General features: G+C 61.9%; 18 protein-coding genes and 1 rRNA gene (1 of these 19 only partly in view). 11 read left to right on the top strand and 8 right to left on the bottom strand.

Features of this window, described 5'->3' with window-relative positions; all coding sequences use genetic code 11:
• Positions 1 to 27 precede the first annotated feature (27 nt).
• From Q355_RS0102235 to Q355_RS0102195, 9 genes are all read left to right on the top strand, one after another.
• The gene (locus Q355_RS0102235) at positions 28 to 1,560 is read left to right on the top strand and encodes a phytoene desaturase family protein (protein WP_027876283.1); all 1,533 of its coding nucleotides are present in this window, start codon (positions 28 to 30) and stop codon (positions 1,558 to 1,560) included.
• A gap of 52 nt (positions 1,561 to 1,612) precedes the next feature.
• Positions 1,613 to 1,852 (top strand): type II toxin-antitoxin system HicA family toxin, encoded by a 240-nt coding sequence (locus Q355_RS0102230; RefSeq protein ID WP_027876282.1) that lies wholly within the window; start codon positions 1,613 to 1,615, stop codon positions 1,850 to 1,852.
• Entirely contained in the window at positions 1,849 to 2,319 is a 471-nt protein-coding gene (locus tag Q355_RS15255) for a type II toxin-antitoxin system HicB family antitoxin (protein WP_051529271.1), read from the top strand. Before Q355_RS0102230 ends, Q355_RS15255 begins: the two co-directional genes overlap by 4 nt.
• Before the next feature lie 111 nt (positions 2,320 to 2,430).
• Positions 2,431 to 3,618, top strand: a complete 1,188-nt coding sequence (locus Q355_RS0102220; RefSeq protein WP_027876281.1) for a lycopene cyclase family protein — start codon at positions 2,431 to 2,433, stop codon at positions 3,616 to 3,618.
• A gap of 1 nt (position 3,619) precedes the next feature.
• Entirely contained in the window at positions 3,620 to 4,774 is a 1,155-nt protein-coding gene (locus Q355_RS15250) for a carotenoid biosynthesis protein (protein ID WP_245597457.1), read from the top strand.
• Between the two features lie 19 nt (positions 4,775 to 4,793).
• Positions 4,794 to 5,480, top strand: coding sequence for a lysophospholipid acyltransferase family protein (locus Q355_RS0102210; protein WP_027876280.1), 687 nt, complete (start codon positions 4,794 to 4,796; stop codon positions 5,478 to 5,480).
• A 23-nt stretch (positions 5,481 to 5,503) separates the two neighbouring features.
• Positions 5,504 to 6,583 carry a glycosyltransferase family 2 protein gene (locus Q355_RS0102205; RefSeq protein WP_027876279.1) on the top strand — a complete coding sequence of 360 codons (1,080 nt, stop codon included), beginning with the start codon at positions 5,504 to 5,506 and terminating at the stop codon, positions 6,581 to 6,583.
• Positions 6,580 to 7,932: a phytoene desaturase family protein gene (locus Q355_RS0102200; protein WP_027876278.1), complete on the top strand. Its 1,353-nt coding sequence runs from the start codon at positions 6,580 to 6,582 to the stop codon at positions 7,930 to 7,932. Before Q355_RS0102205 ends, Q355_RS0102200 begins: the two co-directional genes overlap by 4 nt.
• Before the next feature lie 5 nt (positions 7,933 to 7,937).
• Positions 7,938 to 9,032 (top strand): cytochrome P450, encoded by a 1,095-nt coding sequence (locus tag Q355_RS0102195; RefSeq protein ID WP_245597465.1) that lies wholly within the window; start codon positions 7,938 to 7,940, stop codon positions 9,030 to 9,032.
• A gap of 11 nt (positions 9,033 to 9,043) precedes the next feature.
• On the opposite strand, the gene Q355_RS0102190 is transcribed toward Q355_RS0102195, so the two are convergent.
• The 3 genes from Q355_RS0102190 to Q355_RS0102180 form a co-directional block, all read right to left on the bottom strand.
• Positions 9,044 to 9,607, bottom strand: a complete 564-nt coding sequence (locus Q355_RS0102190; RefSeq protein WP_027876276.1) for a GNAT family N-acetyltransferase — start codon at positions 9,605 to 9,607, stop codon at positions 9,044 to 9,046.
• 354 nt (positions 9,608 to 9,961) lie between these two features.
• Complete coding sequence (locus tag Q355_RS0102185) at positions 9,962 to 11,239, bottom strand: Glu/Leu/Phe/Val family dehydrogenase (protein ID WP_027876275.1); 1,278 nt, start codon at positions 11,237 to 11,239, stop codon at positions 9,962 to 9,964.
• Between the two features lie 57 nt (positions 11,240 to 11,296).
• Positions 11,297 to 12,571 (bottom strand): Glu/Leu/Phe/Val family dehydrogenase, encoded by a 1,275-nt coding sequence (locus tag Q355_RS0102180; protein ID WP_027876274.1) that lies wholly within the window; start codon positions 12,569 to 12,571, stop codon positions 11,297 to 11,299.
• Between the two features lie 178 nt (positions 12,572 to 12,749).
• Between Q355_RS0102180 and Q355_RS0102175 the strand changes: the two genes are divergently transcribed.
• The gene (locus Q355_RS0102175; protein WP_027876273.1) at positions 12,750 to 13,109 is read left to right on the top strand and encodes an acyl-CoA thioesterase; all 360 of its coding nucleotides are present in this window, start codon (positions 12,750 to 12,752) and stop codon (positions 13,107 to 13,109) included.
• 107 nt (positions 13,110 to 13,216) lie between these two features.
• On the opposite strand, the gene Q355_RS0102170 is transcribed toward Q355_RS0102175, so the two are convergent.
• From Q355_RS0102170 to Q355_RS0102150, 5 genes are all read right to left on the bottom strand, one after another.
• Positions 13,217 to 14,176 (bottom strand): polyprenyl synthetase family protein, encoded by a 960-nt coding sequence (locus tag Q355_RS0102170; RefSeq protein WP_027876272.1) that lies wholly within the window; start codon positions 14,174 to 14,176, stop codon positions 13,217 to 13,219.
• Positions 14,177 to 14,468: 292 nt separating this feature from the next.
• On the bottom strand, positions 14,469 to 14,861 hold the full coding sequence (locus Q355_RS0102165) for a membrane lipoprotein lipid attachment site-containing protein (protein WP_027876271.1): 393 nt from the start codon (positions 14,859 to 14,861) through the stop codon (positions 14,469 to 14,471).
• Positions 14,858 to 15,499: a redox-sensing transcriptional repressor Rex gene (locus Q355_RS0102160; protein ID WP_027876270.1), complete on the bottom strand. Its 642-nt coding sequence runs from the start codon at positions 15,497 to 15,499 to the stop codon at positions 14,858 to 14,860. Before Q355_RS0102160 ends, Q355_RS0102165 begins: the two co-directional genes overlap by 4 nt.
• A 22-nt stretch (positions 15,500 to 15,521) precedes the next feature.
• On the bottom strand, positions 15,522 to 16,151 hold the full coding sequence (locus Q355_RS16140; RefSeq protein ID WP_245597456.1) for an SPOR domain-containing protein: 630 nt from the start codon (positions 16,149 to 16,151) through the stop codon (positions 15,522 to 15,524).
• 273 nt (positions 16,152 to 16,424) lie between these two features.
• The gene (locus Q355_RS0102150) at positions 16,425 to 17,867 is read right to left on the bottom strand and encodes a tetratricopeptide repeat protein (RefSeq protein ID WP_027876268.1); all 1,443 of its coding nucleotides are present in this window, start codon (positions 17,865 to 17,867) and stop codon (positions 16,425 to 16,427) included.
• Positions 17,868 to 18,549: 682 nt separating this feature from the next.
• Between Q355_RS0102150 and Q355_RS0102145 the strand changes: the two genes are divergently transcribed.
• Positions 18,550 to 19,156, top strand: a 23S ribosomal RNA gene (locus Q355_RS0102145) (it continues 2,316 nt past the right edge of the window).

Raw genomic sequence — 19,156 nt, 5'->3', positions numbered from 1 at the left:
CCTCATCTGCGGTATCATTCGCCCGAGATGCCGGACTTCGATGTGGTGGTGGTGGGCGCGGGGCACAACGCCCTGGTAACGGCGGCCTATCTGGCCCAGGCGGGCTACCGGGTAGGGGTTTTCGAGCGGCGCAAGGTGCCGGGCGGGGCAGTCTCGACCATTGACCATGAGGGTTTCCGCTTCGACTTAGGGGGCAGCGCCCACATCCTGATTCGCCTGACGCCGGTGGTGGACGAGCTCGAGCTCTACAAGTACGGGCTGGAGTACCTCGAGCTCGACCCTCTCTTTCACGCCTCCGACGCCCAGGAGAGCTGGTTTGTGTGGCGCGACCCCGAGCGCACCGCCCTCGAGCTGGACCAGCGCTACCCGGGGCAGGGCCAGGCCTACCGCCGCTTCATGCGCGACTGGCTGCCTTTTGGTCAGGCGGTCAAGGAGGCCTTTCTGGCCTCGCCCAGCCCACTCAATCTGGGACGCAAGATGGTCTGGGGGGCCGGCTTCGGGCGCGACTGGCAGAAGCGCCTGCCCCAAATTTTGCGGCCCTATGGCGAGGTGGCCCGGGAGTATTTCAGCGAGGAGCGGGTGCGGGCCCCTTTGGTTTGGATGGCCGCGCAGTCCGGGCCGCCGCCCTCCGATCCCTTATCCTCGCCTTTTTTGCTGTGGCACCCGCTGTACCACGTGGGCGGGGTGGCCCGTCCCCGGGGGGGCTCGGGGGGCCTGTCGCTGGCCCTGGTGCGGGCCATCGAGGCCAAGGGGGGGAAGGTGCACCTGGACAGCCCTGTTTCCGAGGTCATCGTCTCGAGCAACCAGGCCGTGGGAATTCGCCTGGCCGATGGGCAGACCGTAAGTGCGCGGGTGGTGGTCTCGGGCGCGCACATCCAGAAAACCCTGGCCCTGCTGCCCGCCGACCAGACCCCCGAGGTAGCCAAAGGGCTGCGGGTGGGCAACGGCTTCGGTCTGGTGCTGCGGCTGGGTCTCTCGGAAAAACTCTGCTACCAGACCCACCCCGCCGACGAGGCCCGCATCGGGCTGGGCCTGCTCATCACCGACGAACTGCAGCTCTACCGGGCCTATGGCGACTACCTCGCGGGCGAGCCCACCCGCGACCCGCCCCTGATTGCCATGAGCTTTAGCGCGGTGGACCCGACCCTGTCCCCCCCAGGGGGCGAGACCCTGTGGCTGTGGGCGCAGTACTACCCCTACAAGCTGGCTTCCGGGACGTGGGAAACCCGCGCCGCCGAGGCCAGAGAGGGCGTGATTCGGAGCTTCGAGCGCTTCGACCCCCAGATCCGCCGCAAGATTGTGGCCGAGCTGGTGCAGACGCCGCTCTGGCTGGAAAACGAGTTCGCCATGCCTGCCGGAAACGTGATGCACCTGGAGATGACCCCCGACCAGATGTTTATGTTCCGCCCCTGGCTGGGGGCCCACGAGTACCGCTTTCCTGGCATAAAAGGCCTCTACCTGACCGGGGCCAGCACCCACCCCGGTGGGGGCATTATGGGCGCCAGCGGGCGGAATGCGGCCCGGGTGCTGCTGAAAGATTTGAGCCGCAAGCGGGTGTAGACACCAGATAGACACATGATACTATATGTGATATCATATTGAAGAGGAGCAGATGGGCCAGCTCGAGAAACTATTCGAGAAAATGCGCCGTCTGCCGCCCGAAATGCGCTACGAGGAGGTAGCGAGGGTACTCGAGGCCCTTGGGTTTGAAGAGGTGCGCTCGAGTGGAAGCCATCACATCTTTCGCCACCCAGACGGTCGAATGCTGACCGTGCCCAAACACAAGGGACAGGTGGTAAAGGCTACTTACCTCAAGAAAGTGTTGAAGCAATTACAGGAGGAGGAGGCATGAAGAGGCAGACTGGGCGTAAGCCTTTGGAGTACTACCTGGGCCTGCGCTATCCCGTCACGCTGGTTCCCGAGGCCGAGGGGGGTTACACCGCTACCATCAACGATCTTCCGGGTTGCGTCTCGGTGGGTGAGACCGCAGAAGAAGCAATGGAGATGATCGAGGATGCCCGGCGCTTGTGGCTCGAGGTGGCCTACGAGCACGGCGACGAGATCCCGCTGCCCTCCACCGAGCGCGAATACGGCGGTAGGGTGCTGGTGCGGATGCCCCCCCGCCTGCACCGGCGGCTTTTAGAGCAGGCCGAGGCCGAAGGGGTAAGCCTGAACCAGCACATTGTGACCTTGTTGGTCGAGGCCAGCGCCCTAAGGGTGGTGCGACGCGAACTTAGCGGCCTACGGGGCGACCTTCAGGCGGTGAAACAACGCTTGGACGACTGGGACAAGGAGCGGCAGTACCAAACCAGGCCGTAGCTAGGTGGCCTGGTGAAGGTGTCTACGGAGCCCGTGCGACGTCTAATTTAGGGCCCGCATTTGTAACCCTGGCTAGCCTGTTCGAGGCCTCGCAGCGTAGCCTATGGCAAGGTGAGCGATTCTTACGACTACATCATTGCGGGAGGGGGTGCGGCGGGCCTGAGCCTGGCCTACCACCTGGTGCAGGCGGGCTTGGGAGATAAGCGAATTTTGCTGCTCGACCGGGCTCCCAAAACCACCAACGACCGCACCTGGTGTTTTTGGGAAGTGGGCGAAAATCCCTTCGAGGCGATGGTTTTCCGCAAATGGAATCAAATCTGGTTCCACGGTGAAGGAATTTCTCGGCGCTTGCAGATTGCCCCCTATGCCTACAAGATGATCCGCGGTCTGGACTTCTACACCTTCATGAACCGCTGGCTAAAGCAGCAGCCCAACATCTCGGTTCAGTACGGCGAGATCACCCATATCCAGGAAGGCGAGCGGGGGGCGGTGGTGGGGCTGGAGGGGCAGACCTTTACCGGGCGGTGGGTCTTCAGCAGCTTGTATGCGCCTCCCCCCAAAAACCCTCGTTACCACCACCTGTTGCAGCACTTTAAGGGCTGGGTGGTGCAAACACCCTTGGCGACCTTCGATGCCGAGGCGGCTACCTTTATGGACTTCCGGGTGGCCCAGCAAGGGTCGGTGCGGTTTGGTTATGTGCTGCCCTTCGATGCCCGTACCGCGCTGGTGGAGTACACTCTGTTCTCGCCCGAGCTTTTATCGCCAGAGGCCTACGATGCAGGGCTGCGCGAATACCTCGAGGGCGTGTTGGGGCTGGGAAACTACCGGATCCTCGAGACCGAGTTTGGCATCATCCCCATGACCGATGCCCCTTTTATCCGTCGGCCTAGCCCCCACGTGATGAACATCGGGATGGCCGGGGGGCGTACCAAGGCCTCTACCGGCTACACCTTTCAGCGCATTCAGCAGCAGTCCCGGCGCATCGCCGAGGCGCTGGCCCAGACCGGCCAGCCCTTCTACCCCGAACCGGCCTTCCGGCGCCACGCCCTGATGGACAGCGTGCTGCTCAACGTGCTGGAAAAGCAGCGTAGCTCTGGCCCCAAGGTGTTTGCCGACCTGTTCCGCCGCAACCCGCCCCAACGGGTGCTGCGCTTCCTGGACGAGGAGACGGGCTGGCTCGAGGACCTGCAAATTATGGCCTCGGTGGATATTCCGGCCTTTGCTAAAGCGGCCCTGGATGTGTTGAACATGCGCTTGCAACGGGCCAGACTGGGCGAGATGCCGGCAAAACGAGGGTAATGTGGAGTTGTTCATCACGCTACTTACACTAGGGCTGGCCTGGGGAGCGTTAGTGCTGCTTCGGCCTGAGGGGGCAGGGGTGGGCCCGACCTGGTTGCGTGGGCTGGGCGGGCTTTTGGGCATGGGCCTGGCGCTGTTGGGGGCGGTGCTGCTGGTGCTGGGCGGGGGTGGGTTGCTGGGGGTGGCCCTGGCGGTTTGGGGCTCGGTGCTGGCTGCCCTGGCGGTCTGGGGTGGCGACCTGCTCTGGGCTGCCCGCCGCCCGCTGCTGGGGGTGGCCTTGCTGGGTGGTGGGATGGGCTGGCTGGTGGGCCGGGAGGCAGTCATGGGGGTGTGGGCAGCATTAGCGGCCAGCGCTATGTTCCAGGTGGTGTGGCTGCTCAGGCAACCGGAGGCCCTGGCCCGGCTGGGTTGGCTCTGCCTGCACCTCAAAGCCTGGATGGTGTTGCTGGCCCTGGCGGTGCTGGTGCGCGTTCCGGTTCCGCTCTTGCCCGAGGCCTTCCCCCTGCTTGGCACGGTGCAGATGGTGCTGATTAGCCTGGCGGCACTGCTGTGGGGATGGGGGCGAATCGGAGTGCGGATTGTGCTGCTGGCTGGCCTGGCTTTTGTCCTGGGGCTTGGGGTGGAGCTGCTGGGCAGCAAGACGGGTATTCCCTTTGGCCTGTATACCTACCAAGGGGCGCCGCCGCCCACCGTTGGGGGCGTGCCCTTGATTGTGCCTTTGGGCTGGTTTGCCTTGGTGCTCTCGGCCCACGTGCTGGCTGGGGGGCGGCCCTGGTTTACGGGCTTGCTGGTGGTGGCCTGGGACCTGGGGTTGGAAGCCCTGATGCCCGCCAAGGGCTACTGGACCTGGCAAGACCCTCACCCCCTCTGGTACGGCGCACCCATCCAGAATTACCTGGCCTGGTTTGCGGTGGGCGCGGTTATTTCCTGGATGTACGGGCGACTGGGGCCAAGCCTGCACCAGGATGGCGCTTTTGCCTGGGCCTACCGCTTAGAGGCCCTTTTTCTCCCGGTGGGCCTGGCCCTGTTTGGCCTATGGCCTGCAGCGGTGGTGTGTGGCCTGGCCATGAATGTGTTAGCGTGGTTCGACCGGATTCAGCGGCTTGGGTGGAGCAAGCAGGCTGGGTGGGCCACGAACCGTGAGTGCGACCTGTAAAGCTTGTGGTGATGCCCTTATGATGCGTCCTTGGGAACGATTGTTGAGATTGGCCTTCAGGGCTTTGTTTCGCCATACCGTGCAACGGGGCCTGCGGGGCGTGTGGGTACAGGGCAATGTGCCGGGCCAGGTGTGTGTGTTGGCGGGCAACCATCATTCCTGGTGGGATGGCTATTTGCTGCCGGTCTTGTTTTGGGAAGCTGGAAAACCTTTCAAAATCGTAGTCGGTGAGCGCCGCCTGCAGGATTTTTCCTTTTTTCGGTATCTCGACACCGTTTCGGCCAGCAAGCCCAGAGATGCCCTGGCTACCCTTAAACGAGGAGAAGTGTTGATTGTGTTTCCAGAGGGCGAACTGCGCGGCCCGGGGGCAGTGGGTGAGCTGAACAAGGGTACGGTCTGGTTTGCTGAAAAGGCAGGGGTTCCGATTGTGCCGGTAGCCTCGAGGGTGGTGTTGCGGGGGCATGAGTTTGCCGAGGCCTACCTGGTTTTTGGCGAACCCATAGGGCCGGATTTGAACCTGTTGCACGAACGGCTGGAGCAGATGCTCGCCGAGCTGGATCATCAAATTCGCACTGCTCCCGCGGAGGAACCGCTGCCGGGCTTCGAGCTGCGCCTGGCCGGACGCAAGAGCACCCACGAGCGTATGGCCGGTTGGGGTGCGGCCCTGGGCAAACTGATGGGGGCACTGGAACACAGGAAACCCTGAAAATGTATGGTTGGCAGAACGGCATGTTGAGCTTCCTTCTTTACTTCGTGCTTTTTTGGCTGGGTCTGAAGCTGTTTATTCTGCTGATTAATGGGGCGGTTTTCCCGGTTTTGCGACGGGGGCCACTGCAAGGCAAGCGCCCCACGGTTTCCCTGCTGGTGCCAGCCCGCAACGAAGCCCACAACCTGGTGGAAACCCTGCCAGGTTTTTTGCTCCAGGGGGTCGAGGAGATTCTGATCCTCGACGACCACTCCACCGATGCCACGGCCAGGGTAGTGGAGCAGTTCAGTCGCCAAGACGCTCGAGTGCGCCTGATCGCAGGCCTGCCCAAGCCCGAGGGCTGGATGGGGAAGACCTGGGCCTGCCAGCAGCTGGCCCAGGCCGCCCGGGGCGAGGTGCTCATCTTTACCGATGCCGATGTGCGCTGGGGTGAAGGGGGGGTGCAGGCAGTGCTGGCCCGCATGGAGCAGGAAAAAGCCGGGCTGGTCTCGGTGTACCCGCGCCAGATTACCCTCACCCTACCGGAGCGGGTTTTGTTGCCCTTGATTGACGACGTGCTGCTGTGCTACCTGCCTTATCCCATGATTTCTACGCCCTTCCCTTCGGCCTCGGCGGCCAACGGGCAGGTGATGGCCTTCACCCGCCTGGCCTATCTGGCCGCGGGGGGGCACGCGGCGGTGCGGGGGGAGGTGCTCGAGGATGTGCGGCTGGCACAAAAAACCAAGGCGGCGGGCCAGCACATTACACTGGCCCTAGGGGGGCGCCTGGTGGCGGTGCGGATGTACCACAGCTTTGCCGAGATTGTGGAGGGCCTGGGCAAAAACCTGATTGAGTTTCACGGGCGCAGCCGCCTGCTGCTGGCCCTGTCGTATCTGGGGCATCTGCTGGCCTATACCCTGTGCTGGCCGCTGGCGCTGTTCGACCCTATGTGGCTGCTGGTGGGGGGAATGGGGCTTGTGGAGCGCCTGCTGCTCAACCTCAAAACCGGGCGGGAGTGGTGGGAGGTGGTGCTGGTTCCGCTGGCACCTCTTTATGCCACGCCCGTCTATTTGCGTTCTGGGCAAAGAAGATACACCTGGAAAGGGCGGGAATATAGCCGATGAGGGCCATTGTTATTGGGGCGGGTTTTGCTGGGCTGGCGGCGGCTTTGCGGCTCAGGAAGGCGGGGCTCGAGGTCACCGTTATCGAGCAGTTCGACCAGCCGGGCGGCAAGGCCATGGGCTGGGAGGGAGTGCCCAGCGGGCCCACCGTCCTGACCTTGCCGGAGATTCCCCGCATGATTGTGGGCGCCTTTGGTAAAAGCCTGCCAGAACTCAAGCCGGTCTCCCCCCTCACCCGCTACACCTGGCCGGATGGGCGGGTGTTTGCGCCCGAGCTCGAGCTAGAGGCCACCCTAGCCCAGCTTTCGCCCCAGGAAGCCCGCGATTACCGGCGCTTGCTGGACGAGGCCCGAAGCCTGTACGAAGGGGCCAGGGACACTTTTATTTTCGCCCCACCCCCCCAGCTTCCCGAGCTGGCGCGCTATGGCTTGCGCGACGGCCTGAAGGCCCACCCGCTCAAGCCGCTCTCCCGGCTGGTGGCCTCGGGCCCTTACCTAACCCCTTTTTTCCTACGCTTCGCCACCTATATGGGGGCCAACCCCTACCAGGCCCCGGCGGTGCTGCACAACATCGCCTGGGTGGAGCTGGGGCTGGGGGTTTTTCACCTGGCGGGGGGTATGCGGGCCCTAGCCGATTACCTCTTTAGGCTGGCCCAGGCCCAGGGCGTGCGGTTTTTGTTTGGGCACAAGGTCTTGCAGATGCAGCGACTCTCAGGCCAGGTGGGCGCGCTGCAAACCGACCAGGGCTGGCACAGCGCCGACCTGTATATCTCGGCTGCCGACCGGCACTTTACCTTGCAGTGGCTGGGCCTGCCCCTGCCAGGGTATGCCCTGGGGGTCTCGGGCTTTGCCGTGCTGATGAAGCTCAGCGAGGCGGTGCCGCTAGGCCACCACATTTATTTTTCGCCGGACTACCGTGCCGAGTGGCGCGAGATTGCCGATGGGCGCTGGCCGCAGAACCCCACCCTGTACCTGCACACCGATGGCAAAGCCGCGTTTTTACTGGTCAATGCGCCGAGTCTGCCCCATGTTGGGTCGGATGTGCAGGGCTATGCGCAGCACCTGCTGGCAAGGCTAAAGCAGCTTCACCCGCTGCCCATTGCGGCCTGGCGGGCCATGAGCCCACAGGACTACAGCCAGACGGCCTACCGGGGGGCGCTTTATGGGCGGGCTCCACATGGGCTTCTGGGAGCCCTGCGCCCCGGCTGGACGGTGGCCGGTCTGCGCAACCTGGCCCAGGTGGGCGGGACCGTACATCCGGGTGGAGGCGTGCCCCTTTCGCTGCTCTCGGGCTGGAATGGGGCTGGCTGGCTGCTGGACAGGTCTCTAGGCCAGAGGGGAGGGGTGGCTTGAGGCGGGTGTGGCCAAAGCCCAGAGGCTACCCCTGGGGGCATTTTGCCCACCTGCCCCGCTGGGCGGGTGAGCCTTTAGCCCTGCTCGAGGAAGGGGCGGCCTTAGGGCCGATTTTTGCCCTGGGCCTGGGCCGCTTAGCGGTGGTGGGCTATAGTCCCGACTGGAACCGAAGGCTGCTCACCGACCTAGAAACCTTCCGTTCCAGGGGCAGTTTTTCCAGTCTGGTGCCTTACCTCAACGGTGGCATCATCACCACCGACGCCCCCGAGCACAAGCCCAGGCGCCAGGCGTTGGATCCCCATTTTCACGCCAGGGCCCTGCGGGGGCTCGAGGAGCGCCTACGGGTGGCTTTGCAAGAAATCAGGCCAAAAGGGGAGTTTGAGGCCGGGGCCTGGGCTTCCCGGGTGGCCCAGACCAGCCTGAACGTGGCCTACTTTGAAGGCCAGTTTCCCAGGGCCGAGCTGGCCCGCTTCCTAGCACCCCTCAAGCAGCCCTTTCCAGCCCCACTGCTGCCGCACCCGTGGCTTTTTGCCCAGGTTCGGCGACGGGTGGGCCAGATGCAAGCAGCGGGCTATGGCCTGGCGGCCCACCTGCCTACAGAGGAAGTTCTGATTGGGCTGGCCGCCGGCTACGACACCACCGCCCACACCCTGGCCTGGGCCCTGTGGCACGCAGCCAGCTACCCCGAGTGGCACAGCCCGGCAGGCCATCCTTTGCTCATCAAGGAAACCCTGCGCCTGTATCCCCCTGGCTTTATCGGGAGCCGCCGGGTGGCAAGGGCCCTCGAGCTTGACGGAATCCTCATTCCCCAAGGTGCGCTGGCGCTCTACAGCCCCTACCTGACCCACCGCCACCCCGACCTGTGGAAAAACCCTCTGGCGTTTGACCCTGCGCGCTTCGAGGGCCGTATTCCGGCCTGGGGGTATCTCCCCTTTGGTGGGGGTGAGCGCATTTGCCTGGGGATGCACTTTGCCCAGATGGTGCTGCTGGCGGCGCTTTCGCTGTTTGGGCGACTAAAGCCCTTGCGGGGCCACCCGGCGCCCAAGCCTGGTCTGACCCTGGCCCCCGGGGGTGAGTTATGGCTCTATGCGGGCGGGTAGGGTAGAACAGCTCAAGAACAGGCCCAATCTTCCCTGGTAATTTCCATGGGCACGAACTCAGCCTTGGGAGCCAGGCCAAAATTGAAGCGTGGGGCCTGGACTGGCGGAGCATCTACGTAGCGGAAGCCCGCTTTTTGGAAGGCCCGTTGGGCGCGGAGGTTGTGCTTGTAGGTGCGTAGCTTTACCTTTTGTAGCTTCAAGGTGCTAAAGGCGTACTCGAGCACCGCTTTGACCGCGTCGGTGCCGTAGCCATGCCCCCAGCGATCCTTGGCGCCAATCAGGATGCCGAGGGTGGCCTCGCTGTGGTTCATTTCGTAAAGCTCCACTGTGCCCAGCCACTCGCCTTGCTCATCCAGAATCCCAAACCCAACCCGGTCGCCCCGGCTGACCTCGCCCATGACCACCCGCTTGAAGAGCCACAAAGGCATTTTGAGCGGACGGCTTCCATTCCAGTCGGCAATCTCGGGATCGCGGAAGCAGTCGTAAAACCGCCGCCATTCGGTCTCGGTGAGGGGTTCGGTAAAGGGTTTGAGGGTTACCTTTCCGTAGCGAGGCCAGGTGTTGCTGAGCGTCACGCTTTTAGCATACGCCAAAGCGATGAGAGCGGTTCCCACGAATACCCAGTACAGCGGGTTTTTGCTGTACTGGGTAAATTTCTCCGCACTGTGTGCGGAGAAATTGTGGGAAGCGCGATGAGGGCTCCCAAAGGCAAGGCAGGCCCGTGGAAACCCTCAAACTTTGTTTCCCCTATGGCTGGCCCGATGCAGGCCTTATACCAGATTCGGTTAGTTCGTCACCGAACGGTGACGAACTAACCCGACCGAAGGGATACGCTTTCTTCGCCGAGCGCAGCGAGGGGTGTGCTCTAGGATTCAAAAAGATAGCCTCTTAGCGCTTTTTGTTTGAAGATTATCTTTTTGAATCCGGTATTACGGGTACAACCCCAGCAGGGCACGCGCCTCGAGCACCCGGGTGGCGGCCACAATGTAGGCCGCGGTGCGCAGCGAGACCTTTTTGTCCTGCGCCACCTGCCAGACAGCCTCAAAGGACTGGCGCATGAGGCGCTCGAGCCTGGCGTTAATTTCGTCTTCGGTCCAGAAGAAGCTGTTGAAATCCTGCACCCATTCGAAGTAGCTAACCGTAACGCCGCCCGCGTTGGCGATCACGTCGGGTACGACCAGTATCCCGCGCTCGGTCAGGATGTCGTCGGCGGCGGGCGTGGTGGGGCCGTTGGCGCCCTCGGCGATAATTTTGCACTGCACCTTCCAGGCGTTGGCTTCGGTGATTTGCTTTTCCAGGGCAGCCGGAACCAGGAACTCGCAGGGGGTGGTCAGCACCTCGGCTGCGGGAATGGGCTCGGCTTTGGGGTAGCCTTTTACACCGCCCATCTGCTTGGCGTAGGCGGTGAGGTCGTAGGGGTCTATACCGCCATCGTTGCGAACACCGCCGGTTACATCCGAGACCGCAACAATTTTTGCTCCGTGGTCATGGAAGATGCGAGCAGCAGCGTTGCCCACATTGCCGAAGCCCTGCACCGCTACCCGGCTACCCTCCAGGGACAGCCCGATTTTTTCTGCGGCGGCGGCGGCCGTTACAAACACCCCGCGCCCGGTGGCGTCTTGCCGCCCCAGCGAACCGCCCACCGCGATGGGCTTGCCCGTAACCACGCCCGGCGCGGTACGCCCCACATTCATGGAGTAGGTATCCATCATCCAGGCCATCTCGCGGGCACCGGTGCCCATGTCGGGGGCCGGGATGTCCTTGTCGGGGCCGATGATGATGCCAATTTCCGAGGTGTAGCGCCGGGTTAGGCGCTCAATCTCGCCGGGGCTTAACTTGCGGGGGTCTACCCGGATGCCGCCTTTACCCCCACCGTAGGGCAGCCCCACAGCGGCGTTTTTGATGGTCATCCAGGCCGAGAGGGCCATGACCTCGGAGAGGGTTACGTCCTGGTGATAGCGAACCCCCCCCTTAGCTGGGCCTCGGAAGGTATTGTGATGAACCCGGTAACCCTCGAAGTGGGCCACCGAACCATCGTCCATCTGGACGGGTACATCCACTATCAGGATGCGTTTGGGTCGCTTGAGGTCTTCGACCCAGAAGGCCAGTTTGCCCAGATAGGGGGTGACGCGGTCAACCTGGGCCAGGTAGATTTCCCAGGGGCCGATATTGTCGCTGCAAAGATAGGAAAGGGGTTCAGATTTCATACGTTCCTCCGGATAACGGGTGCTGGCTGATGTGTGAGAGTAGTGGCTTTTTAGCCATCAGGGGTAGACGCCCCGCAGGCGGCTGGCCTCGTTGATGCGCTCGACGGCCAGGGCATACGCGCCGGCCCGCAGGTCGCCCTGGAGGGGTTTGGCCCGCTCGAGCACGGCTTGCAGGCTTTGATGGATAAATTCGCGAAGTTTTTGTTGAATCTCCACCTCTTCGAAGAAGAACATAGAGAGGTCTTGCACCCACTCGAGGTACGAGAGCACCAGGCCCCCGCCGTTGGCCAGGATGTCGGGCACAACCTGGACGCCCTGGAGCTTGAGCAGGTACTCGGCCTCAGGGGTGATGGCCCCGTTGGCCCCCTCCAGCACCACCTGGGCGGTAATTTGCTGGGCGTTGTGCTCATGGATAACGCCCTCTATGGCAGCAGGAACCAGATAGTTCACCTTTAGCGTAAGCAACTCGTGATTGGTGATAAACCGTCCTCCGGGGAAACCCTCGAGGTGGCCGTGCTGGGCGTAGTGCTGCTCGAGGGCGACCACATCCAGCCCCTCGGGGTTGTACACGCCACCCCGGCTGGTGGAGACCGCCACCACCTTGAGCCCTTCCTTGACCGCATAGCGGGCCACTGCGCTACCCACCTGTCCAAAGCCCTGAATGGCCATGCTGGCCCCGTCCACCGGCCAGCCCTTTACCTGGGCCAGGTCGGCGAGGGCATACACCAGGCCCTGCCCGCCGCCTTCATCGCGGACGGCCACCCCGCCGAGTTGGGTGGGCTTGCCAGTTACGGCGCTGAGGGCGGTCTGGCCCCGGGTCATGGTAAAGGTGTCCTGGAACCAGGCCATTACGGTGGCGTTGGTGCCCACATCGGGGGCCAGCACGTCTTCGTCCGGCCCGATGAGTTCGATAAGCTCGGTCACGTAACGGCGCGAAAGGCGCTCGAGCTCCCGCCTCGAGAGCTTGGCGGGTTCTACCGTCACCCCCCCTGCCGAGCCGCCAAAGGGCAGGCCAAACACCGCCGATTTCAGGGTCATCCAGGCCGCCATGCCGCAGGTCTGGCCCAGCCCCACCTCGGGGTGGTAGCGCACGCCCCCCAGCGCAGGGCCGCGGGCGATGTTGTGAATCACCCGGTAGGCGGTAAAGTTGCGCACGGCCCCATCGTCCATCACCACCGGCAGCGAGATGCCCACCATGCGTTTGGGGTGGGTCAGGTACTGGATGGTAGCGGGGTGAATTTTGGCTACCTGGATGGTGGCCTCGAGGCGGCGTAAAAAACTATCCCACAGGCTCGAGTCTCCAGGGGGGCGGTAGGCGTTTCTGAGTGGCATTGTGAGACCTCCGTGATGTAAAGCAGGGCTATTGTGGCACAGTTTGGACTGGGCGTTTGCCCCTATTTTCAACGCCTATGAGTATACCTGCCCCAAGCTTCCAAGCCGACAGGGTGAGCTGGACTGGTCGGCATTGCCGAGCTTTGCACCAACCCGGTAGGCTGTCAAAGGTGATGATATGAGTGAAGCCCGTACCCTTGAACTGGTTTTTCCTGAGCACGCCAACCCCGGCGGCAACGCTTTTGGGGGTTTTGTACTGGGCCTGATGGATAAGGTGGGTTCCTACGCGGCCATTCGTCACGCCCGCAAACGCTGTGTGACCGTTCGGGTGGGTGAGGTGGTGTTTGAGGTGCCCATCAAGGTGGGCGATTTGCTGGAAGTGGAGGCCAGGGTGGTGCGGGTGGGCCGCACCTCACTGACGGTAGAGGTCGAGGTCTACCGCGAAAACCTGCGCGAGCCCAAGGTACTGGCGACCAAGGGCAACCTGACCTACGTGGCTGTTGATGAACATGGCAAACCTACGCCAGTAGATGGATAGGCATCGCCTGAAGGACCCCACCGCACCCGGCCCGGCGTCAGGCCTGGTGGTTTGTCATGGATGCGCCCAAACCGAAGGGAGCCATTTTTTTGCAGCCTCGAGCGGGGTTAGCTGACCCGCACCAGCTCGCGCTGGGCCAGGGCCTCGAGCTCATCTCGGTAGGCCGAAGGGGGGAGGGCCCGCAGGGCCGCAATGGCCTGCTCCACCCGCATTGCAATGGCATGGATGACCTCGAGGTCGGCTCCCGAAAGCACAGCCAACTCTTGCAATCGGGCAATATCGTCGGCTTTGCTGGCCCGGCGCTTGAAGATGGCCCCCACTTCGTCGGGGTAGGCCTCCAGCAGCCGCAGGGTGATGAGTGTAACTTTGCCCTCGCGCACATCCCCGCCTGCCGGCTTGCCCAGCACCTCGGTTGTGCCCATCAGATCCAGGTAGTCATCGCGCATCTGAAAAGCCTGGCCATACAAGGAGCCAAAGCGGGCCAGGGCCTCGCGTTGAACTGGGGGCACATCCCCCAGCACCGCGGCCCCTTCGCAGGCGACCCGCATGACCGAGGCGGTTTTGCCGTCGATGATGCGCTCGTAGTTCTCCAGCGAGTAATCGTGCAGCGCTGCCACCTGAAACTGCAGCACCTCTGCTTCGGAGAGCTGCCGGGCCGTTTCGGCAAACATGGCTACCAGCTCCATACGCCCGGTCTGGGCCAGCAGGGCCATCAGCCGCGACAGCAGGTAGTCGCCCGATAGCACCGAGACCGCGTTGCCATACTTGCGAAAAGCAGCTTCCTTGCCGCGCCGGGTCTCGGCGTCGTCTACCAGATCGTCGTGTAAGAGCGAGGCCGAGTGTAACAGCTCTACCGCCAGGGCTAGCTCCATGGCGCCTGGTACACCCCCCAGGGCGTTACTGGCCAAAAAAACCAGCCGGGGCCGCACACGCTTTCCCCCTGCAGTTACCAGCTCTTCTTCAATGAGCTGGACAAACTCCACCTCCGACCGAACGACATCCCGCAAGCGTGATTCAAACTCGGATAGCTGGGTTTCAAGGTCGAGGGTGAAGGACTTGATGCTCATCTGAATGATTATAGCCCCCATCCCCCTGCACAACCGGGGCTCTCGTCCCTATTGACCGGCTCGGGCATAAGGGCAGCACTGCTGATGTGATTTACGCAATCCCGGCAAGAAGCCCTGTGGATGTTGCAATATGTACGTTGAAGACTAGTTGAAGACTACATGACAGCCGCTAGCTACGTTAGGCCCGCTGTTAGGGCTTGGCTGGAATGGGGCCCTCCAAAACATACAAGGCCAGCATAGAAACCTGGAGATGCCGACCATTGCTGCAAGGACATTCTGCAAATGCTTTGCCTTATGGATTTATGCGTACTGGGGCAGGTAGAATAATGGAACGCGTTGTACCGTTTAGACTTTGGGCTACATAGCCGGTGATGTCCAGGGTGCCTGGATTGGCACTAAAGGTGAGCTTTATGGTTTGCTTGGGGCAGCCGTCTGGTGTGGTTTGAGACGGGCATTCGGGTACGCCAAATCCAGACAGAACTGGCCCGTTGGTGTTGACCTGGGTAACATACGCCGATGGGCTTCCCGGGTAGGGTTGTACCTCAAAAACCACCTCGTAGCCGCTACCTGCTGGCCCGAACGATACGGCGTGAAAGCGCACCGTGGGAATCCCAAAGTCGCTAACAAAATTGCTGCAGCCAGCCAGTGCAAAAGCGGCTACTACCAGCACAATGAACTTTTTCATCCGATCATCTCCTCTCTCCATTTGGGGTTCAAGACGAAGAACGAGAGCCGGCTAAGCCCGGCCAGAAAGTCTACGTTCTCCACCGCTACTTCCTTGGGCACTTCCAGAACTGCTGGAGCGAAGTTCAGGATACCCTTTATCCCTGACTCTACCAGACGGTCGGCTACAGCCTGGGCCGAATCAGCAGGAACTGCCAGAAGGCCGAAATCGATGCGTCTTTCGGCCACGGCCCGCGGCAGGTTGTCCATGCTTTCAACCTGCAAACCCCGGAAGGTGGTGGTGATTTTGGAGGGATCACGGTCGAAGAGACCCCGCAGTTCGAAAATCTCACTAAAACCAGGGTAGTCAGCAATAGCCTGACCCAACCGACCCATGCCCACAATGCAGAGCCCCCAGCGGCGGTTCAGGCCCAGGATTTGCCGCAGCTCACGGCGCAAAACCTGTACCGTGTAGCCCACTCCCCGGGTGCCATAGCTGCCAAAGTAGGAGAGGTCTTTGCGTACCTGAAAGGCGGTAACCTGGGCTTCTTCGGCTAGCTGTTCGGAGGAGGTGCGGTTGATACCCCTGGCCTCGAGGTCTTCTAAAATCCGCAAGTAAGTGACCAGACGAGAGATGGCCGCACTGGGTACTTTAGCCATTGGCAACTCCTGTTGGGTGCATCTAGCGAACCTCCAAAACCTCGAGGCCCCTGGTTCGCAGGTCCGCTGCAGCCGCGGCGGTATCTTCCAGGGGCCCTACCCGTACCTTAACCAGGCCGCCCTCCTGCAGCAGCACCACCGGGTAGCCTGCCTGTCGTACAGCTTCGATGACTGCCTGGGCACTCTGGGCGCTGCGGAAAGCCCCAACCTGAAGGTAACGGCTGGTTGCAGCCCCGGTTTCGCTTTGAGGCGGTGCAGGCGAAGCCGGGTTGGTGGCCGGAACCCGCCCTACTTGTGGTTGGTACTGGCCAAGGGTATCGGCGACGGCGCGGGCTCGAGCCTGGCTGTAGGGGCCGACCCAAACCCGGGTCAGGTCATCGCTGGCCTCGAGGCCCGCCGGATACCCTTGCTGACGCAAGGTCGTGGCCAGGCGCTCGGCGTTTTCGCGGTTGCTAAATGAACCCACCACCACCCTCCAGCCATTCCCTGCCTCAGCGGTCAGGTTCGGGCGCTCGGCTTTTGCAATAGGTGTGGGGCGGGCTTGCTGGGGGCTGGCGGTTTTCCGTTCTTCTACTTTGGGCGGTGCCGGGACAGGCTTGCCAGCAGGTGAGGGGGCTGGGGGCGATTGCGGAACGGGCAACACTGTAACCACAGCCTCGGGCTCTGCCTGGGGCTTCGCTTGAGGCGGAGTGGGGGTTTGCTGCGGGGGCTTTGCGGTTGTGGGGGCGCTCTGGGGTGTTGGTGAGGGCGGCGTGGGTTGCTGTGCACTCGGCGAAACACTCGAAGGGGGCGACTGGCTCCCTTGCGGCCCGCTAAAGGGGTTCACCCCAACCAGGAAAAACACCACACCTGCCATAATGGCTGCAACCAAGAGGAAAATCAGCGCATCCAGCCAGTTCGCTCGAATCCAACCCATGCCATCAATCTACCGCAATAAGTCCCGGGCGGGTGCATAGCCCAGGTCGGCCGAACGTTGCCAGGCCCGTCGGGCTTCGGCCACCCGGCCCAGTGAGCGCAGGGTGAGGCCCAGGTTGTACCATGCCACGGCATTGCGGCCATCCAGTGCTACGGCTTGAGAAAGCACCCGCTCCGCATCGGAGTATTTGCCTGCGGAGTAGAGCGCTGCGCCAAGGTTGGCCGCGGTTGCGGCACTTGGAGCCAGGGCTTGGGCTTTTTCAAGCGACGCAGCGGCAGCGGCATAATCCTTGAGGCTAAACTGTGCCACCCCAAGGAAGAACCAGGCTTCGGCATGGTCGGGTTTTTGTTGGGTTACCTGCAAAAGCGCCTCAACAGCTTCGCTGTAACGGCGCAGGGCGTATGAAGACTTGCCTAGCAGGAACAAGGCTTCTAGCTTTTCAGCGCCCTGGCTGGTTTTGACGGCCATTTCGGCAAAGCGACCTGCCTCGGCAGCCTGGCCTAAGCGGTCGTAGGTTGTAGCCAGACCCAGCAGCACCTTGGGCTCATCGGGGTTTTGGGCATAAGCATTCTGGAAGGAATCCAAAGCTCCCCGTGCGTTGCCATCGCGCAGGCGGGCTACGCCCAGGTTGTAATGAGCCGCCCATAGCTTGGGGTCAAGACGGATGGCTTCCTGAAGGGAGGCCTGTTGTTCGCGGCCCTGTTGCAGGCTGGATTTTTTGAGCAGCAGTTGGGCCCGGACGGCGTTATCTTTGGCTGCTTCCAGGCCCCGCTCGATCTCGCGCTGGGCCCGCAGGGGCAGCCCCTGGGCAATATAGATGTCGGCGATTTGCGAGATGGCCTGCAGGTTGGCGGGGTCGTTGTTCAAAATCTGATACAGCACGGGTAGGGCCTCGAGGGGCTTGTTGGCCTTGACCAGGCTATCGGCCAGCAGCGAGGTCAGCTCGGCGTCGCCGGGCATTTTTTCCAGACCTTTGCGGGCGGCAGCAGCAGCGGCTTCGTATTGCCCCTGTGTGCGTAAGGCCTTAACCTGGCCTACATAAGCAGGCTTTAGTTCGCTGGCACTCAGGCCGGCTTTCTCACTGACCTCAATTGCCCTGGCAAAGGCTTGGGCGGCTTCGGCAGCCTGGCCCTGGCGGTCACGTACCACCCCCAGGTTGAACCAGCCTTCAAAGCGATTGGGATCGAGAATGGTTAACTGGACAAACTCGAAGGCAGCGCCCCGCAAATCGCCCAGGCGGTACAGGGCCAGCCCCAAACCAAAGTGTGCGCTGTAGTTGGAGAAATCGCGGGCAATTACGGCTTCAAAGCCCTGCACGGCTTCGTTGAGACGCCCGGCCTCGAGGGCAGCCTGGGCCTGTTGCAGGGGCTGCTGAATAGCAGGCGTCGGCTGGTTTTGTTGCGCCCAACCCAGCGAAACAATAAGAAGCGCCGCGCACAAAAGTTGTTTCATAGCGTCTCCTTCAAGCTAAAGTCCATCTTGCGGCCTATTGTAGCACGTGAAGAAAAGGCACAAGCGGCAAATGCACTTCACTAGGCCGGAGCTCAAGCATCAGTTTATGGCGCTCTTCACATATTGAACTGCTCAAAGCTTGATTGCTGTGTCCTGCACAGCACACTTGCCTCCCAGGCCAGGCCTGTGAAGGGTGCGATAACAGGGCCATTGTAGATAAAGTTTGGTTGAGCAGCGTAAGGGCGTGTGTGGGCTAAACCCACTGGACGAGGGAGGGCCTGGGGGCCGGGTGCTGTCAGGGGGTGATTGCCTGTGTTGGTGGCGCATACCGAGCGGCAGCGCCTCTTCCGGTTGGCCTGTCTGGTGCTGGCCCAGGAACCCCCTGCGGGGCCTGCCGGTGCGGGAGCTTGGCAAACTGCTCCAACAGCTAAGGAAGGGGGGAAAGTGGCTAGGGGTTAGCCGTAACCCTGACCCCTATTGACACATCCCAAGACCTTTGATATTCTTCTCGTTGCGCTGCTGATACGAAGTCAGGCGCGAGGATCATGAAAAAGGGGTAGTAAGGAAGCGAAGGACATCTATCCTGAGCGCTTTTTTCATCACGCGAGTGATGAGGGAAAAAGTTCAGGGTAGTTACGAATAGACCTAATATCTTCAGGGGCAACTCTGAGGAAGGAATAAAGGTCAAGATAGAACGGGCACACGGTGGATGCCCTGGCACCTAAGCCGATGAAGGACGTGATTACCTGCGAAAAGCCCGGTGGAGCTGGTAGTAAGCTTTGATACCGGGATATCCGAATGGGGGAACCCGGCCTGTGGGAACACAGGTCACTCACGCGAGTGAGGGGGAACCTGGGGAACTGAAACATCTAAGTACCCAGAGGAGAAGAAAGAGAGTTCGATTCCCTGAGTAGCGGCGAGCGAAAGGGGAGTAGCCTAAACTGCTGAGCGTGCTCAGTGGGGTTGTGGGGCTGGCGATATCGAAGCGGAAGTCTAGTCGAAGGGTTTTGGGAAAGCCCACCATAGAAGGTGAAAGTCCTGTAGACGAAAGATGGAAGCTAGTAGCCAGTACCCGAGTAGCCTGTGGTTCGTGGAGCTATGGGTGAATCTGCGCGGCCCACCGCGTAAGGCTAAATACTCTAGGTGACCGATAGCGTACCAGTACCGTGAGGGAAAGGTGAAAAGAACCCCGGGAGGGGAGTGAAATAGAACCTGAAACCGTGTGCTCACAAGCAATCAAGGGACTATCTACGCGAGTAGCGGTCTTTTGGTGTGCCTATTGAAGCATG

The organism is Meiothermus cerbereus DSM 11376 (assembly GCF_000620065.1).
GTDB lineage: Bacteria > Deinococcota > Deinococci > Deinococcales > Thermaceae > Meiothermus > Meiothermus cerbereus.
This window is presented reverse-complemented; position numbering and strand designations above follow the sequence as displayed.